Genomic DNA, 17,260 nt, shown 5'->3' on the forward strand with positions numbered 1-17,260 from the left:
CCAAGACCACCTTCTACCTGCACCTCAAGGAGTGCGAGTTTCGCTTCAACCATCGCCACGACGACCTCTATCGGGCGACCCTTAAGTTGCTACGATCCAACCCCCTCTGAGGGGCGTTTGCTTCCTAAGACCCTTTTCAAAGGGGGCAACGGTTGGCGCGCCCGGTCGAATGCCAAGCATTCGAATCCGCCGGCCTCGCAAACCCCCGCCCAGCCGACGATCTCGCCACCCACCGCGACACCCCTCACCATTCACGCGACCGCCGTCCCAATCCGCTATGCTGCGGCGCAGCAAACCGCTCGTGCCGGGGTCAGCTACTCTCCGGCGCCAGCCCTGCACCGCCACCGCTGTACACCGCCACTGAGAGTCCGACCCGATGCTGCTTTACCAAATGCACGAACTCGGCCGCGCCTGGATGGCCCCGATGACCTACTGGGCCGACGCCGGCGCGAAGATGTTCGCCGCGCCCGGCAGCTGGCTGTCCACCGTGCCCGGCGCGCCGCGCCTGGCCGCCGGTTACGAACTGCTCTACCGCATCGGCAAGGACTACGAGAAGCCCGAATTCGGCATCCACTCGGTGCAGATCGACGGCAACGCCTATCCGGTGATCGAACGCGAGATGCAGCGCAAGCCGTTCTGCCGGCTGCTGCGCTTCAAGCGCTACGCCGACGACGCCGACAACATCGCCGAACTCAAGGACGATCCGCCGGTGCTGGTGGTCGCGCCGCTGTCGGGTCACCACAGCACGCTGCTGCGCGATACGGTCAAGACGCTGCTGCGCGATCACAAGGTCTACATCACCGACTGGATCGACGCGCGCATGGTGCCGACCGAAGAGGGCGCCTTCACCCTCGACGACTACGTCGGCTACATCCAGGACTTCATCCGCCTGATCGGCGCCGACAGCCTGCACGTGATAAGCGTCTGCCAGCCGACCGTGCCGGTGCTGGCGGCGGTGTCGCTGATGGCCGCGCGCGGCGAAGCCACGCCGCGTTCGCTGGTGATGATGGGCGGGCCGATCGACACCCGCGAAAGCCCGACCAAGGTCAACGACCTGGCCGTGCACAAGCCGCTGTGGTGGTTCGAAAGCAATCTGATCCATCACGTCCCGGCCAACTTCCCCGGCCGCGGCCGCCGCGTCTATCCGGGTTTCCTGCAGCACAGCGGATTCATGGCGATGAATCCGGAACGGCATTTCCAGTCGCACTGGGATTTCTACCAGGACCTGCTCAAGGGCGATCTGGAAGACGCCGATTCGCACCGCCGTTTCTACGACGAATACAACGCCGTGCTGGACATGCCGGCCGAGTACTACCTGGATACGATCAAGGTCGTGTTCCAGCAGCACCTGCTGCCGCGCGGCCTGTGGGACGTGGCCGGCGAGCGGGTCGATCCGGGCGCGATCAAGAACACCGCGCTGCTGACCATCGAAGGCGAGCTCGACGACATCTCCGGCCAGGGCCAGACCCGCGCCGCGCACACGCTGTGCACCGGCGTGTCGAAGGAACGCCGCGAACACCTCACCGTCGAAGGCGCCGGCCATTACGGCATCTTCAGCGGCCGCCGCTGGCGCGAGCAGGTGTATCCGCAGGTGCGCAACTTCATCGCCAAGAACGCGGCGAAGTAACCTAGGCGTCATCGGCTCGATCGAGCCACCAGGAAAGCCCGGCCACGCGCCGGGCTTTTTTCATGCGCGGCCGATCGCCACGCGCCCAATAAAAAAAGCCGGCGCGAACGCCGGCTTTTGCGTTGCATCGCGGCCAGCCGCGATCAGTCGCGCTGCGCCCACTGCACCAGCAGATGCTTGGCCAGCTGCGCATGCGCATAGCCGATCAGGCGCGCCACATGCAGCATCACGAACAGCAGCAACACGCCGACCAGGGCGAAAACCGGCATCGCCCACGGCTCCCAGGCGCCCAGGAAGGAAACGCCGTCGATCCGGATCAGGCCGTCGAACAGGCCGAACAACTGCGCGAACGGCAGGAAGATCAGCGACAACGACAGCGCCAGACCGGTCACCGCGATGCTGAAGTACAGCGTGCCCAGCGGCATCATCAGCAGCATGTACAGCAAGGTGCCCCAGGTGCGCGGATCGGTGAACATCTCCTTGATCCGCTCCAGCACCGGCCGGCTGCGATCGGAATACAGCGGCCGCCGCGGCATGCGCTCGCCCAGCATCACCTCGACCAGGCGCCCTTCCACCAGCGACAACACCCGCACCGAGCCCAGGAACAGGATCAGCAGCGGAATGCCGATGATCAGCACCATCAGGCCGAGCGACAGCGACACGCCGGTGCTGACCCAGGTGAAGTAGAACGTGCCGGTGGCCAGCGACAGCAGCATGTAGAACAGCGCGCCGTAGGTGCGCGGTTCCAGCGCCACGCCGAAGAAGCGGCCCAGCGCCGATTTGCGCGGCGCCGGCTTCGGCGCGCGCAGCGCGGTCTGCACCTTGACCTCGGTGTCGCGGTAGATGTCCGCGACCTCGTCGGGCGCGCCGTAGCTGCCGGCGACCGCGGCGATGATCTCGGCCTCGCTCTGGCCGGGGTTGTCGGCCATTTCCGAGCGCAGGTATTCCTCCGCGTCGTACAGCGCGTCCTGGATCAGCGCCGGGTCGGCGCCTTGCAGCGCTTCGCGCAGGCGCTGCAGGTAATCGGGAATCGAGCGCGGCAGGCCGGCGGCGGCGCCGGCATGGGCGGCGGCGGCGGCGGGGTCGGCGCTGGGCGCGTCGGCGCCGGACGGGTCGGCGGAGGTCGGATAGTGGCTCGTGCCGGCTATGGCGTTCATGAGTTCAGCCCCTGGAGTACGGAATCGACGGAATCGCGGGTGGCGCGCCAGGCCTGCGTCCATTCGCGCAGCACGGCCTGGCCGGTGTCGGTGATGCGGTAGTAGCGCCGCGGCGGTCCGGTCACCGACGGCTCGACATAGCTGTCCAGCAGCCCGGCCGCGCCGAGATTGCGCAGCACCGGATACAGCGCGCTCTGCTTGCCGCTGAGCACGCCCTCGCCTTCGCGTTCCAGGCGCTTGGCGATCTGGTAGCCGTACATCGGCTCGCTGGCCGCGGCCAGCACCGCCAGCAAGGCCAGCGACACGGTGCCGGCGCTGAGCTCTTTCTGGAACTTGCGCAACTGGCTGTCGAGTTCGATCACGGCGGCCCCCGCGGGGTGTCTGGCTAGGTTGGAGCTCAGGCTATTACGAAGTTCGGTATAGCGAATGTGCCGGTAGTCATTGGGCAGGAATTAGTCGAGAGGAGTGAGGAGTGAGTGGAAGGCAGGGCAGGCGAGACTGGGCCGTTACTCACTCCTCACTCCTCTCCACTCACTCCTGCTTCCAGCTACGCTTCGCCGACCCGCCACCCGCCGCCTCCGGAGCCGTCATGGAATTTCCGCGTCCCGATCCCGCCCAAGTCGCCCTGCTCCATCGCCTGGCCGGCGACTGGTCCGGGCCGGAGCTGGCCTCGCCTTCGCCCTGGGGCCCGGGCGGCCCGGCGATCGGCCACGGCCGCTACCGGGTCGGCCTGGACGGCACCGCGCTGATGCAGGACTACGAGCAGGAGAAAGACGGCAAGATCGTGTTCCGCGGCCACGGCGTCTTCCTGATCGAACCCGACAGCTCCGACGTGCTGTGGTGGTGGTTCGACTCGATGGGCTTTCCGCCCGAACCCTCGCGCGGCCGCTGGCAGGGCGACACCCTGCATTTCGAAAAATCCACGCCGCGCGGCGATGCGCGCTACCGCTACGAATTCGGCGGCGACCGCTATCGCTTCGTGATCGAAAACCGCTTCCCCGGCCAGAGCGATTTCGCCGAATTCATCCGCGGCGATTACGCTCGCCAACCCTGATCAGGAGATCGTCCATGCTTTCGATGCATCGAGCCGCGTTGCTCGCCCTCGCCCTGAGCGCCGCGGTCGCCGCGCCGGTCTTCGCCCAGACCGCCGAGCCGGCCAAGGGCCGGACCATGCAGCAGATTCTCGAGGCCAGCCAGCCGTCGGACTGGCGCACGCTGGACCCGAAGAACACGATTTATCTCGAACTGGCGCGCGGCCGTGTCGTGATCGAACTGGCGCCGCAGTTCGCACCGGCGCACGTCGCCAACATCCGCGCCCTGGCCCACAACGGCTATTGGAACGGCCTGAGCATCAACCGCTCGCAGGACAACTACGTGGTGCAGTGGGGTGACGCCAACGGCGAAGACCCGGCCAAGCGCAAACCCTTCGGCAAGGGCGTGAAGGCGAAACTGCCGGCCGAGTTCTCGCGCAAGAGCGCGGGGCTGGCGATGACGGTATTGCCCGACCCCGACGGCTGGGCGGCGCAGGCCGGTTTCGCCGCCGGCTTTCCGGCCGCGCGCGATTCCGGGCAAGGCAACAGCTGGCTCGCGCATTGCTACGGCACCGTCGGCGCCGGCCGCGATCTGGCCGCCGACTCCAGCAACGGCACCGAGCTGTACGTGGTGATCGGGCAGTCGCCGCGTCACCTGGACCTCAACATCACCACCGTCGGCCGCGTGATCAAGGGCATGGAGTTGCTGTCGACGCTGCCGCGCGGCACCGGCAACCTGGGCTTCTACGAAACCGCCGCCGAGCGCACGCCGATCCAGGCCATCCGCCTGGCCGCGGACGTGCCCAAGGCCGAACGCGCCAACCTGGAAGTGCTGCGCACCGACACGCCGCTGTTCGCGGCGCTGGTGGAATCGCGGCGCAATCGTCAGGACGATTTCTTCAAGCGCCCGGCCGGGCACATCAACATCTGTAACGTGCCGTTGCCGGTGCGCGATCAGGTGGCTGAGAGCAAGGCGGCTAAGAAGAAGTGAGGTTGCGCTGGCGGCGAAGTCTCTGCTTCGGCAGAGCATTCGTTTTTTGCTCGTCATTCCCGCGAACGCGGGAATCCAGGGCCTTTCGTGCGAGAACGTTTGAAGTCTCTGGATTCCCGCGTTCGCGGGAATGACGGGCCTATTTTCTGCAGACGCTGACCGTGCTCTTAGCCCCTCTCCCGCTCGCGGGAGAGGGGTTGGGGTGAGGGCACGCGAACCGACAAGCGCGCCGCGGGCCCTCATCCGGCCCTTCGGGCCACCTTCTCCCGCGCAGCGGGAGAAGGGCCGTCAGCGGCTATTTACGATCGCGCCAGGCACTGCCCTGCCCCAGCACCTGCGGCTGGAACAGGCACATCCGCACCACGTCGTGATAACGGCCGTCGCTGAAGAACTCATCGACCAGGATGCCTTCGCGCTGGAAACCGGCGTCTTCGTAGATCTGGATCGCGCGCAGGTTGTCCACGTCCACCAGCAGATACAGCTTGTACAGATTCAACACCCGGAACGCGTAGCTGATCGCCAGCCGCGTCGCCGCGCGCGCGTAGCCGCGACGCTGCTGTTCAGGCGAAATCATGATCAGGAATTCGGCGCGCCGGTGCAGGTGGTCGATCTCGACCAGTTCCACCAGCCCCACCCGCTCCTGGCCGCCGTCCTGGACGATGAAGCGGCGCTCGGACTGGTCGTGGATGTGCTTGCGGTATAGCTCTTCGAGTTCGACGAAGGACTCGTAGGGTTCTTCGAACCAGTAGCCCATCACGCTGCGATTGTTGTTGAGCACGTGGACGAAATGCAGGTCGCCGCGCTCCAGCGGTCGCAATGTGACGCTGGGCACGGGCACCGACGAAGGAGCGGTTTCGGAGGTCGTGTTCATGCGCCTAGCCTACCGCGACGCGATTCAGACGGTGTGACGTTTCACGCGGTCTTAGCTGCGCCCTGCCTAGCCTCCAGGCTCCCCCGCGATTCCAGGTTTCCCGCCATGCCCCTGCTTCGATTGCGTATCACCGGCAACGACGACGACGCGCGTGCGATCAGCAATCTGCTGTCCAGCCTGGACGGGATCGAACACGTGGAGGAAGTCGCTGATCTGATGCCGCACATGGACGACTCCGATTCCAGTTCCGCCGGCCTGCCCGACGACGCCGGCCCCGGCGTGCACGAACTGGAAATCGACGCACCCAACGCGTCCACCGCGAACAAAGTGCGCGAGGCAGTGGAGGCGCTGGCCTTCGACCTGGACGTGCTGGTCGAGTTCGAGTCGGAAGAAGAGCGCTGAGCGCAACGCTCGCCTGCGACCGGGCCGCGTCGCCGCGGCCCGGCTAAAGCCCGCGTCTCAGCTCTTGCGGCGCGCGCGGCGGATACGGCGGATCAGCACCACCAGCACGAACAACACCACCGCCACCGGCAGCAACGCGGCGAACGCGCGGATCATGAAGGCGATCACGCCGGTCACGATGGAACCTACGTCCTTGAAGGCCTGGCCGATTTCGCTGGTGTTCTCCTGGCCGCGCGTGGTCTGGAAGGTCAGCGTGACCAATTGAGTCGAAATGCGCCGCTGCTGCTGCGCGGCTTCCTGCTCGGCCGCCTGCAACTGCGCTTCGATCTCGGCGATGCGGCCGGACAGTGTCATCACGTCGGCGATTTTCAGATCCTTGCGATCCTGGAATTCGAGCAATCGCGCATGCTCCTTGCGCAGGCGATCCTGGCGCAGGCTGTTGTCGCGCACCGCGGTCGCCAGATCCTCGGCCTGGATGCTGCGTTCGGCGATCTCTTCGCCCTTGCCGGCCAGTCCGATCAGCTTGTCCACGCCCTCGGGTACGATCCGCACCTCAACGGTCGCCGACGGCTCGTCGCCGCCGCTCTGGCTCATGCCCAATACCGCGCAGGCGCCGAACTTGCCGCTGTTGCAGGCGGCCTGCACCTCGCTGGCCCGGGCGGCGATGCGCTCGCCGGGCATGCGGATACGGATCTGATGTTCGTAGGCCAACAGCACGCCCAGGTCGGCTTTTACGCCGCCGCCGGGGCTGGGTTTGGTCAGGCTGGCCTCCGGCATCTTCGCCGAATCCTCGGCCGGCGACTCGTAGGCGTGCTTGGCGCAGCCGGCGAGCATCGCCCCGGCCAGCAGCAACGCGCCCAGCCGGTTCGCGATCGTGTTCGTATCCATGGGCGTTCTCTCCAGCCGTCAGTGGCCGCTAGCACTATGCCACCGGCCGGCGCGGCGGACAGCCTTCGTCCGCCGCGCTCGATGACTGGATCAACGCGGGCCGCGCGCCAACGGGGTTGGCGCCGGCCCGCGTCCGCGGCGGCCGATCAGAACTTGTGCTTGAAGCCCACGCTGACGAACCGCCCCAACGCGTCGTACTGGCTGATGTCGTAGGGCAGCGCGCCGCCGGCCGGATCGAACGGCGGGTCCTTGTCGGCCAGGTTCTGCACCGAGACGTACAAGGTCGTATCGCGCAGGCCTTCATAGCCCAGGTACAGATCGAACTGGTGGTGATCGTCTACCTTGTCGCTCAGGCCCGGATTGCTGCGCGCATCGACCACCTGCTGCTTGTAGCCGCCGATGTAGCGCCACGACAGCTGCGCGTTCCAGTCGCCGCGCGCATAGGCCAGCGAGGTGATGCCGCGCCACTTCGGCAACGCGCCGAAGCGGTTGCCGCCGGCGCCTTCCAGCGCGCCCTGCCCGGCGACCTGCGGCTGCTCGTAGCTCAGCAGGCGGGTCCAGGTGCCGTCCAGCGTCCACGACGAATCGCCGGCGTGCCAGACCTTACGGCCTTCGATATCGAAGCCGGTGGTGGTCAAGGTGCCCTGGTTGGCGTAGCGGTTCTCGACCAGTTGCAGACGGCCCTGCGCATCGCGGGTGATGCGGCCAGGATTGCTCTGCGGGTTCGATACGACGAACTGCACGTTGTCCGGCGCGATCAGATCGTCCTGGCGGATGCGGTACAGATCGATGCCCAGGCTGGTGTCGGCGTCGGGCGCCCACAACACGCCCAGATTGACGTTGCTGGAACGCTCGGCCTTCAGGTCCTTGTTGCCGGCGCGCAGGATGGTGACGCCGCGCGAGGCGCCCGGCTGCACCGGATCGAAGGGATCGATCACCGAGCCGTAGCTGATGGTGGTGCTCTGGGCGATCTCCGGCAGCGACGGCGCGCGGAAACCGCGCGAAGCGTTCAAGCGCAGCAACCAGTCGTCGCTGACCTGCCAGCGAATGCCGAGCTTGGGCGAGAACGCGCTGCCGAAGTCGCTGTAGTGATCGCCGCGCCCGGCCAACTGCACTTCCACCTGTTCCCACGGCTTGAGGCTGAATTCGAAGAACGCCGCGGCGACGCGGCGGTCGCCGTCGATCAGATTGATCGCCGGACGCAGCTCGGTGCCGGACAACACCTGCGGGCTGGTGCGCGCGTCCTGGGCTTCGTCGCGGAATTCCACGCCGGCGGCGACGCCGACATCGCCCGCGCGCCATTGCCACGGGAAACCGGAAATCTTGCCGCTGAGCGTGCTCAGGCGATAGGTGCCCGGACGGCGCGTGGACAAGCGCAGCGCGTCGAGCGCGCCCGGCGTGCGCGAGGGGTTGAGGAAATCGTAACTGCCGTCGCGCAGCACCTGCTCGAAGGCATAGCGATTGAGGAAGTTGCGCACGTACTCGTGCTGCTGGCTTTCCGAGTGGCTGCCGGCGACTTCCCAATCCCACACCTCGCCCTTGCCGCGCAGGCCGAACAGGATGCGCGAGAACTCGGACTTGTTGATCTTGTAGCGCGCGCCCAGGTCGAGGAAGGAATACTCGAACGGGGTCGGCACGGCGTTGGGATTGTTCGGATGGCCGACCGGCAGCACCGCCGGAATATCGACCAGGCGGCCGGTGCTGCGATCGTAAGCGCGCAGGCCGGCGCCGACCGTCATCGGCGCGCTGAAATAGGTGCCGTTGTGGCTGGTGCTGTAGAGAATTTCCGCGAAGCCCTGGACCTTGTCGTTGAACCAGACATCGCCGGCGACCATCGCCTGATAACGCTCGACATCCGGAATCAGCGTGCGATACGGCTGGGTGTTGAAGGCGCAGGCGTTGCCCGGCAGCGGGCTGCCGAAGTCGCTGTACGGACGCGACTGCGTGCCCGGCTGGCAGGGGAAGGCGACCGGCGCGCGCGGATTGCTCAGGAACGCGCCGCCCTGGGTAGACCAGCCGGCCAGACGTCCGCCGGGCTGATCGCGGTAATCGCCGTCGCGGGTCAGATCGCGCTCATCGGCGTTGAGCTGGCCGCGCTTGAACACGTCCAGGCTGAAACGCAGGCTGTAGCCGTCCTTGCTCGGATCGCCGTGACCGGCGCGCAGGCCGATGCTGTGCTGGTCCAGGCCGCCTTCGGTGGCCGCGCCATACGACGCATCGAGTTCGATGCCTTCGATCTTGCGGCGCAGGATCAGATTGACCACGCCGGCGATCGCATCGGAACCGTAGAGCGCGGAGGCACCGTCCTTGAGGATTTCCACCCGTTCGATCGCGCCCAGCGGCAGCGCATTGAGGTCGACGAAGTTGTCCTGAGTGTTCTGCGCGAAGCCGTACGAAGCCACGCGATAACCGTTGACCAGCACCAGAGTGTTCTTCTGGCTCAGGCCGCGCAGCGACACGCCGGCCGAACCGTTGGCGAAGCTGCCGGTGTATTGCTCGTTGAAGCTGTTGCCGCTGTTGACGGTAAGGCTGCGCAGCAGATCCGACACGGTGACCTTGCCGCTCTTCTCGATCTGCACGCGATCGATCACCAGCACCGGATTCACCCCGGCCTCGTCGCTGCGCTTGAGGTTGGTGCCGGTGACCTGCACCGCATCGAGGGTGACGCCCGGCTCGGCGGACGCGGCGGCGGCTTCCTCGGCCTGCGCCAGCGGCGCGGTGATGGCGATCGACAAGGCCAGGGCGAGACGTCGGTAACGCACGCGGCTACGGGTAATAGAAACGAAAGACATGGATAAGTCCTGCAAGGCGTGGGAGAGGAAAAGCGAAAGAAGAACGCCCGTCGCGGACGGCGCGCGGCCGCCGGCGCTGCGCAAGCGCAGCGCTGTCACGAGAGAGGGGAGAGAGAAACGCGGGACGGCGATGCCGTAAGCCGCGCGCCGGTCCGCGACGGGCGAAGAAGGCGGCAGGTTCAGCCCGTCAGGGCATCACCCGCCTCATACAAGCGTGGGGATGGCGCATGCACGGCGCGCGCCAGGGGCCGGCCGGGCCGGACAGGATCGATAAGGAGTAAGCGAAAGCGGACATGAGACGAAAACCAGGAGGAACGGGACGAAGTGCGTTGCGGTTCGAGCGGTGGGCGCTCAGCGGCAACACATGCCCATGCGGCGATCGACCGGGATTCGGCGGACGGCGGCGGGCGGATTCGTCGGAGGTGCTCGGTTCACGGCGGTGTCGTTCGGTCTATGCGGGGGAGATCGGCCGCGCGCTGCGGCGATGGGCTTATGTTGCATCGCGATAAAGCGATGTCAACGCGGGCTGGCCGCGCTGAAGGCGCTGTTTCGGGGTTCCGGCGCAGCAGACGAAAGCGGCCGGCGGCGAGCCGCAACCGCCCCGTTCAGTCGCGATGCCCATGCGGCAAGGCGATCGCGGCGTATCGCACGCTCGCCGGGCCCGGCGGCGCGGCGCCGCAAACCGCGGCGCCCGAATATGAGCCCATTACCGATCGTCATGTGGCGGCGGCGCGCGGGAACGGCGAAATCCGACGCCGGGCACGGCAATTGCGCGGATTCGCCAAAGGGCATAGGCCGTTTGCCGGCGATGTCGCGTACCGCGGTCGCATCGCCGCCGCGCGGTCGCGCGCAAGGGCGGTTGCCGTTGCGGGACCGCATCGCCCCGCGCCATCCGAGCCGGTCCGATTTGCCCGCTCAGTCGGCTGCCTTTGCATCGAAAATGCAGCGCGCGTGAATCGTCCGCGTCGATCGCCCGCATCGGCAAGCGCCGCCGCGCGCATACGCAATCCGCACGCGCTTACGGCCATTGCGCCTAGGCCGATCGTCGCCCGACCAATGACCCATGCGGGCGTGACCGGCTTGGCATATCCTCCGCGCAACCCGGCCGCGGCCACCCCACCCCACCGAGAATGGATATGCGCTCGTTGCGCCCTACGCAGCTCGCTGCCTTGCTTAGCCCCACCCTGATCGCGCTGGCCTTGGCCGGCTGCGGTTCGCACGATCCCGCCACGCCTTCGCCGCGCAGCGCGTCCGCGCACGCGGCCGCCGCCGGCGCCGCCGATCCGGCGGTGGATGCCGCCTTCGCCGCGCTGTCCAAGCGCTGGCTCGACGGCGTCATGCAGATCAATCCGATCGCCGCGACGCAGATCGGCGATCACCGCTTCGACGGCGAGGTCGACGACCTCAGCGCCGCCGGCCGCCAGCGCCAGATCGATTTCAACACCAAGCTGCTCGGCGAACTCGACGGCATCGACGCGACCCGGCTGTCGCGCGAGAACCAGGTCGATGCGCTGATCCTGCGCAATCGCCTGCGCTCGGACGTGTGGACGATCCAGACCCTGCAAAGCTGGGCCTGGGACCCGCTGGTCTACAGCGGCCTGGCCGGCGACGCGCTGTACAACCTGATGGCGCGCGAATACGCACCGATGCCGCAGCGGCTGAAGTCGGCGACCGCGCGCATGGAGAAGATCCCGCAGATCTTCGCCCAGGCCCGCGCCAACCTCGATCCGGCCCGGGTTCCGAAGATCCACGCCGAGACCGTGGCCAAGCAGAACGCCGGCGTGCTCAGCCTGATCGATACCTTCATCGCGCCCAACGCCGGCCAGCTCAAGGGCGCCGACCGCAAGCGCCTGGACGCCGCCGTCGCCGGCCTGCGCAAGGCCGTGGCCGAGCAGCAGGAATGGCTGGACAAGACCCTGGTGCCGAACGCCAAGGGCAACTTCCGCATCGGCCAGACCTTGTACGACGAAAAGCTGAAGTTTTCGCTCAATTCATCGCTGTCGCGCGCGCAGATCATGCAGCGCGCGCAAGCCGAGCTGATTCGCGTGCGCGCGCAGATGTACGCCATCGCGCAGAAGGAACTCAAGGACAAGCCCGGCGCGCCGGCGCTGCCCGACAAGCCCACGCCCGAGCAGCAGCAAAAAGCGATCGAAGCGGCGCTGGAACTGGCTTACGCCGACAAGCCGCCGCGCGACAAGATCGTCGATTTCGCCAAGCAGACTCTGAGCGATGCGACCGCCTTCACCCGCGCCAAGAATCTGGTGACCGTGCCTGACGCGCCGGTCAAGGTGATCCTGATGCCGGAATTCCAGCGCGGCGTGGCGCTGGCGTATTGCGATTCGCCCGGCCCGCTCGACAAGGGCCTGGACACGTATTACGCGATCTCGCCGATCCCGGACGACTGGAGCCGCGAGCAGGTCGATTCCTTCCTGCGCGAATACAACACGCGCATGGTCCACCTGCTGTCGATCCACGAAGCGATGCCGGGCCATTACCTGGAAGGCGCGCATTCGGCCAAGGCGCCCTCGACCCTGCGCGCGGTGCTGCGCTCGGGCGTGTTCGCCGAAGGTTGGGCGGTCTACACCGAAGACCTGATGGCCGATTCGGGTTATCTCGACAACGACCCGCTGTTCCGTCTGGTGCAGCTGAAGTTCTACCTGCGCACGCTCGGCAACGCGATCCTGGACCAGGGCGTGCAGGTCGAGGACTGGAGCCGCGAGCAGGCCATGGAATTCATGACCAAGCAGACCTTCCAGCAGGAACGCGAAGCGGCCGGCAAGTGGGTGCGCGCGCAGCTGACCTCGGCGCAGCTGCCGACGTATTTCGTCGGCGCGCAGGAGCACTTCGACATGCGCAAGGCGGTGGAGGCGCAGTTGGGGGCGAAGTTCGATCTGAAGACTTACCACGACCAGGTGCTGTCTTACGGCGCGCCGCCGGTGCGCTTCGTGCGTGAGTTGATGTTGGATGAGCCGATTCGCTGAAGCGATGCCTTGCGCGGCCCTCATCCGCCCCCCGCCTTCGCGGGGGCAGGCTCTGTCGGGCACCTTCTCCCGTGAACGGGAGAAGGGACACCAATCGCCTGCATTGAGCCCCTCTCCCGCTTGCGGGAGAGGGGTTGGGGTGAGGGCCGTCAGCGCCCCCTCAAGGCAACCGAACCCGCTGCCCATCACCCGCATTGCAATCCCAGATCTGCAACTGCGTCCCCGGCGTAGCCGCGCCGTTGGGAACATCCAGGCACCGCCCCGATTGCGGATTGCGCAAGGTGCCGTCGGTGAACAACTGCCACTTCTGCGCGCCGGTGCCGTTGCAGCTCCATAGCTGCACCTTCGAACCGTTGGCCGTGCCGCTCGACGAAATGTCCAGGCACTCCGGGCCGCCGACGATCTTCAGCGAAATCGTCGCATCCGCGTTGCTGGACAGGTTCCACTGCTGATCGCTGGCGCCGTCCGCGCAGGCCTGGATCTCGGCCTGGCGGCCGGTGCGATTGCCGACGCAATACCCGGCCAGGCCGAGGAAGGCGATCGGCTTGCCCGCCACCGGCGCGACCACCTGCGCCGCGCTCGCGTTGCAGTCCCATATCTGCAGCTGCGTGCCGATCACGTTGCTGCTGTTGGGCACGTCCAGGCAACGCCCGGACTGCGGATTGCGCAAGGAGCCATTGGCCAGCGACTGCCACTTCTGCGCGCCGGTGTTGTTGCACGACCACAGCTGCACCTTGGCGCCGTTGGTGGTGCCGCTTGACACGATGTCCATGCACTGCCCGCCGATCTTCAGATTCAAGGTCTGATCGCTGATGCGCGCATAGGTCCACTGCTGGCCGCTGGCGTTCTCATCGCAGGCACGCAGTTCCACGCGGCCGGCGCGGCTGCCGACGCAACGTCCGGCGATGCCCGGGAAACTCAGCGCCGCGCCCGCCACCGGCGCGCCGGTCATCTCGCGCCACAACTGGTTGGGCGTCTTGCCGGTCAGCGACACGAACGCGCCGTCGATGTCGTCGTCGATCTGCCCGCCCTCGTGCTTGGCGATGTTGAGCATGCGCACGAAATCGGGAAGGTTGTACTGCCTGGAAATCCAGTTGATGAAGTACGAACCTTCGCTGTAGCCCGACAGATAGGTCTTGCCGACCGGCAGCGCAATCGGATCGCGATCGTGCAGGACGAATTCGCGCGCCCAGTCGGCCATGCCCTCGGTGATCCAGTCGCCGCGCTTGTGCTGTTGGGCGACGTGGGTGGATTCGTGCAGGAACATGCCCAGGTCGTTGGGGTTGTTGCGCGCATAAGCCGCGCTGACCACCAGGTCGGTGCCGCTGACATAGGCCACGCCGGTGTAGGCCGCATCGATCTTGATCGTATAAGCCGGCGGCGGCGCGTAGTCGGGGAAAGCAATCTGGTCGGAGATCTTCGGATACCAGCTCTTCACGAACGGCAGCACCGTGTTCTGCAACCACGGCTGCAGATCGGCGGCCTGCGAATAATCCAGGGCCACGTTCGGAATCGGCGTGCCCGAAGTCGGATAACTCACCGGCAAGGCCGCGCTCAACTCCGACGGCACGCCGGCGCCGTCCACGGCCTGCACCTGATAACTGTAGTTCTGCCCGGCGACGACGTTCGCATCGATGTAGCCGTTGCCGTTCTTCTCCGGGAAATCGGCGTGGAAGCCCGGCACAACCGAACCGATCTTGGCGCCGTTGCGGAAGATGTCGTAGCGCGCGACCGGGCCGCCGCTGGCGCTGGGATTCCAGCGCAGCGCGGTGCTGCCGCCGCCGGTATAGGCCTGCAAACCGGTCGGCGCCGAAGGCGCGGCGAACGCCGCCTGCGGAATCGAAGCGACGGCCAGGGCGATGGCCAGCGCGCCCGGCATGGCGCGCGTAGTGAGTCGATAGCTCATGGGGTGTGCTCGTGTGTGGAGGTGGCGTGGGAGAACCGCGATGCGGCGAGCGCCGCGGATCGCAACGCGCATGCATCGCCGCGCGCCTCCCGGCATGGACGCTAACAGCGATGCGGCGGCGGCCACTCGCACTGAATGCACAGAACTTCGTCGAGATGACACTCATCATCCCGAGGCGTCGACGCCGGCTGCGCGGCGCATGCGTACCGTCGCAAGATTCAAACTGCGACGGGTTGCGGCGGTTCGCCGCCGTTGTATGAACGCTCGAATGAACGCCGCGTTTTCTATGTGATGCGGGCCACATGCGCCGCTCCACTCCCGCGCACACGCCGGCGACTTCGAATCGCGGGTCCGATTGGCGGCACCCGGATCGTTCAATGCATCAAGGCCGGCCCGCTCTGAGTCTGCTGCTGGCTCAGCTGCCGCGCCCGCTCCTGCTCCTGCGCGATGGCTTGATTCGCCGACTGCAGCTTCTGATCCGACTGCTCCACCGGCGTGCCGAGCGCCCGTTCGATATTCACCGTCGCACGCTTGTGCGCGGGATCGTCCAAGCGGCCCTCGACCGCGAACACATTGCCGTTCGCCACCACCACATGATCGACCCGGCCCAGGGCATTGGCCGCGAGCGAAACCTCCTGGCCCGGATACATCTCACGGTTGTCCTTGCACGCGGCGAGGACGGCGCGGCTGAGCCGTTCCCCGGCCTGCTCATCGGGCCTGCCGAGCGAATCGGCATTCGCGCGCAGGCCACCGCGGATCTGTTCCAGCAGGCCGTGATCGGGATGACGCGGATCGGCCGGACCCGCGTTGGACGGCGGCGGCGTCAGCGGATCGTTCTTCGCGCCGGCGGTATGCCGCACCTCCACCACCCGATGGCTGGCCGTATCCACGAACTCGAACGGACCATCGCGAAACAAGCCGAGGTTTACCGATTGTTTCCGCAAGGTTTCCGGGTCCAGCTTCAACTTCCCCAGATCGATATGGACATCGCTGAAACGGCGGTCCGGATCGAGCCGGCGCGCCTGGAACTCTGCATCGGCGACATAACCGATCGCCTCGGCCTGACTGGACTGGGGATAGCCGCCGCGCGCGCGCTTGATGTCGTAGAAACAAGCGGCGACGGCTTCGATGTTCTGCGGCGTGACCGGGAGCGATTGGGTTTTGGGGTCGAAACTCAGGCCGGGTTTGAAACTGAATTTGTCTACCTCCGACGACTCAACGCACGAACTGATGAGCGCAGAACGCTCGGCCAGGCCTTTGGCGGAAACCGTCCCCATGCCCTCATGGCGCATCCGATCCGCCAGGATGTTGATTCCGTTCAACTCGGCGCGGGCCTCGTTCTGGCGTTGGATCGCGTCATAGCGTTCGATCAGTTCGGTGTAATCGCGCGGCCGCGCGTCGCTGTCGGCCAGCGACCGAATCTCAGCGATGACGGCCCGTTCGGCCTTGTAGGCTTCCGGACTTTGCTGGGCATGGGAAATTTCGTGACCGAATGCATACGCAAGCCGATCCACGGATTTGGTGATGAGCGGCGCATCGAGCAGGTCGCGCTGGAAACCGATCTCACGCGTCGTCGGGGCGTACCAGGCCGAAGCTGGGGATTGCGGCGGCAGGAAATGCAGGCCCAGCACTCGCTCGTTCAAGATGGCATCGGTCATCGCGCGGTTCAGTTCGGGCGAACTGCGCATCGCCGCTTCCAATATGCGTAACTGGTGTTCGGTTGCGCCGCGCTTCACGAACCCATCGAACACCGCTTCAAGTTCGTCCCTATCGGCCATGGCTCGGGTCTTTCTCAGGCATGGCGAACTCCATGCCAAGCCATTCGATGCACCGGCCCTCGACGGCAAATGGCTCGCCCGTGTAGTAGAACTTCACCCACACCGACTGACTGCCGCGTCGATAGTCCCAAGCCGTTCCCTTGCCCAAAGGGCCGAAACCTTCCGAGTCTTCGAAACCCATCCGCTTCATTCGTTGGTGAAAGGCCGGATAGTCGAGCGTGCAATCGGGAGAATTACCCTGTTCGTCGCGCGTATTCGGCAGTGCCATCAATCGAAGACCACTGCTGGTGGGCGTGTGGGCGGTAATACTCATGCTCCATCGCCACCCGCCGTCGGCGCCTGAACCCGCGATGGAATACCCGGCAGCCGCGTCGCTCTTCGGCGATAACTTCAATCCCGTGATGGACTCAAGATGCGCGCGGGTCAACTCTTCCCGCCGCGTAATACCCTCGATCACCCTGAACACCAGCGCCCGATACTGCTCCCGGCTCAACGTCGGTCCCTTCATCGTCTCCTTCTCCGCTACGCCATCGGTTTTCGCCCTCGCCGCCGGCGATGCGGGGCGATCGCCTTGCGCACAGGCGCTCGCGGTCAGGCAGACAAGCAACGGCACGAACGTCCAGCGGTAAGTCGATGGCATGGCCAACTCCGTTGCCTTGCGATGCTTCAATAGTTGGGCGGGCAGGTGCGGGGGTCAAGCCGGCGCCGGCCGTCGAGTACGTGAAATTTACCGCTACCGATCAAATTCTTTCGAATCGCGGATCGATTGGACATCAATGCGGTGCATTGCGAACGCGAAAAATATGGCCCTCGCTTTTTCGCGACTCCCTGCGGCT

At 66.3% G+C, this 17,260-nt stretch carries 12 protein-coding genes and 2 pseudogenes; 6 read left to right on the plus strand and 8 right to left on the minus strand.

The features are described from left to right. Both AB4Y92_RS17325 and AB4Y92_RS17330 read left to right on the plus strand, forming a co-directional pair. Positions 1-110 (plus strand): annotated as a pseudogene (locus AB4Y92_RS17325) (IS1595 family transposase); the annotation flags it as partial. A gap of 269 nt (positions 111-379) precedes the next feature. After that, positions 380-1,627, plus strand: coding sequence for a polyhydroxyalkanoate depolymerase (locus AB4Y92_RS17330; RefSeq protein WP_441820878.1), 1,248 nt, complete (start codon positions 380-382; stop codon positions 1,625-1,627). Between the two features lie 143 nt (positions 1,628-1,770). Here AB4Y92_RS17330 and AB4Y92_RS17335 read toward each other — a convergent pair whose 3' ends face one another. Together AB4Y92_RS17335 and AB4Y92_RS17340 are read right to left on the minus strand one after the other, a co-directional pair. Then, entirely contained in the window at positions 1,771-2,784 is a 1,014-nt protein-coding gene (locus tag AB4Y92_RS17335; protein WP_441820784.1) for a sensor domain-containing protein, read from the minus strand. Next, positions 2,781-3,146, minus strand: a complete 366-nt coding sequence (locus tag AB4Y92_RS17340) for a PadR family transcriptional regulator (protein WP_215056407.1) — start codon at positions 3,144-3,146, stop codon at positions 2,781-2,783. Before AB4Y92_RS17340 ends, AB4Y92_RS17335 begins: the two co-directional genes overlap by 4 nt. Positions 3,147-3,373: 227 nt before the next feature. Between AB4Y92_RS17340 and AB4Y92_RS17345 the strand changes: the two genes are divergently transcribed. After that, a complete protein-coding gene (locus AB4Y92_RS17345) occupies positions 3,374-3,838 on the plus strand; it encodes a DUF1579 family protein (RefSeq protein WP_441820785.1) in 465 nt (154 codons plus the stop codon). Between the two features lie 14 nt (positions 3,839-3,852). Continuing rightward, positions 3,853-4,806, plus strand: coding sequence for a peptidylprolyl isomerase (locus AB4Y92_RS17350; RefSeq protein ID WP_441820786.1), 954 nt, complete (start codon positions 3,853-3,855; stop codon positions 4,804-4,806). 295 nt (positions 4,807-5,101) lie between these two features. Here AB4Y92_RS17350 and speG read toward each other — a convergent pair whose 3' ends face one another. After that, positions 5,102-5,677, minus strand: coding sequence for a spermidine N1-acetyltransferase (gene speG / locus AB4Y92_RS17355; protein ID WP_441820787.1), 576 nt, complete (start codon positions 5,675-5,677; stop codon positions 5,102-5,104). A 105-nt stretch (positions 5,678-5,782) separates the two neighbouring features. On the opposite strand from speG, the gene AB4Y92_RS17360 reads away from it, so the two are divergent. Continuing rightward, positions 5,783-6,079, plus strand: coding sequence for a hypothetical protein (locus tag AB4Y92_RS17360; protein ID WP_441820788.1), 297 nt, complete (start codon positions 5,783-5,785; stop codon positions 6,077-6,079). 57 nt (positions 6,080-6,136) lie between these two features. Here the strand turns inward: AB4Y92_RS17360 and AB4Y92_RS17365 are convergent, their stop codons facing one another. Together AB4Y92_RS17365 and AB4Y92_RS17370 are read right to left on the minus strand one after the other, a co-directional pair. After that, positions 6,137-6,967, minus strand: a complete 831-nt coding sequence (locus AB4Y92_RS17365) for a DUF4349 domain-containing protein (RefSeq protein ID WP_441820789.1) — start codon at positions 6,965-6,967, stop codon at positions 6,137-6,139. A gap of 146 nt (positions 6,968-7,113) precedes the next feature. Continuing rightward, positions 7,114-9,759 (minus strand): TonB-dependent receptor, encoded by a 2,646-nt coding sequence (locus tag AB4Y92_RS17370; RefSeq protein ID WP_441820790.1) that lies wholly within the window; start codon positions 9,757-9,759, stop codon positions 7,114-7,116. Positions 9,760-10,895: 1,136 nt separating this feature from the next. Here AB4Y92_RS17370 and AB4Y92_RS17375 point away from each other — a divergent pair. After that, complete coding sequence (locus tag AB4Y92_RS17375; protein ID WP_441820791.1) at positions 10,896-12,740, plus strand: DUF885 domain-containing protein; 1,845 nt, start codon at positions 10,896-10,898, stop codon at positions 12,738-12,740. Positions 12,741-12,900: 160 nt separating this feature from the next. Here AB4Y92_RS17375 and AB4Y92_RS17380 read toward each other — a convergent pair whose 3' ends face one another. The 3 genes and pseudogenes from AB4Y92_RS17380 to AB4Y92_RS17390 form a co-directional block, all read right to left on the minus strand. Next, positions 12,901-14,646, minus strand: coding sequence for a ricin-type beta-trefoil lectin domain protein (locus AB4Y92_RS17380; RefSeq protein WP_441820792.1), 1,746 nt, complete (start codon positions 14,644-14,646; stop codon positions 12,901-12,903). Between the two features lie 374 nt (positions 14,647-15,020). After that, positions 15,021-15,476 (minus strand): annotated as a pseudogene (locus AB4Y92_RS17385) (XVIPCD domain-containing protein); the annotation flags it as partial. Positions 15,477-16,413: 937 nt separating this feature from the next. Continuing rightward, entirely contained in the window at positions 16,414-17,064 is a 651-nt protein-coding gene (locus tag AB4Y92_RS17390) for a hypothetical protein (protein WP_441820793.1), read from the minus strand. Positions 17,065-17,260: the final 196 nt, after the last annotated feature.

This window comes from Lysobacter sp. TAB13 (assembly GCF_052113885.1).
Lineage (GTDB): Bacteria > Pseudomonadota > Gammaproteobacteria > Xanthomonadales > Xanthomonadaceae > Lysobacter > Lysobacter gummosus.

Coding starts and splice junctions, on each gene's coding strand:
- AB4Y92_RS17335 (WP_441820784.1), bottom strand. CDS start 2,784: ATGAACGCCATAGCCGGCACGAGCCACTATCCGACCTCCGCCGACCCG.
- AB4Y92_RS17365 (WP_441820789.1), bottom strand. CDS start 6,967: ATGGATACGAACACGATCGCGAACCGGCTGGGCGCGTTGCTGCTGGCC.
- AB4Y92_RS17390 (WP_441820793.1), bottom strand. CDS start 17,064: ATGCCATCGACTTACCGCTGGACGTTCGTGCCGTTGCTTGTCTGCCTG.
- speG (WP_441820787.1), bottom strand. CDS start 5,677: ATGAACACGACCTCCGAAACCGCTCCTTCGTCGGTGCCCGTGCCCAGC.
- AB4Y92_RS17360 (WP_441820788.1), top strand. CDS start 5,783: ATGCCCCTGCTTCGATTGCGTATCACCGGCAACGACGACGACGCGCGT.
- AB4Y92_RS17370 (WP_441820790.1), bottom strand. CDS start 9,759: ATGTCTTTCGTTTCTATTACCCGTAGCCGCGTGCGTTACCGACGTCTC.
- AB4Y92_RS17350 (WP_441820786.1), top strand. CDS start 3,853: ATGCTTTCGATGCATCGAGCCGCGTTGCTCGCCCTCGCCCTGAGCGCC.
- AB4Y92_RS17380 (WP_441820792.1), bottom strand. CDS start 14,646: ATGAGCTATCGACTCACTACGCGCGCCATGCCGGGCGCGCTGGCCATC.
- AB4Y92_RS17345 (WP_441820785.1), top strand. CDS start 3,374: ATGGAATTTCCGCGTCCCGATCCCGCCCAAGTCGCCCTGCTCCATCGC.
- AB4Y92_RS17375 (WP_441820791.1), top strand. CDS start 10,896: ATGCGCTCGTTGCGCCCTACGCAGCTCGCTGCCTTGCTTAGCCCCACC.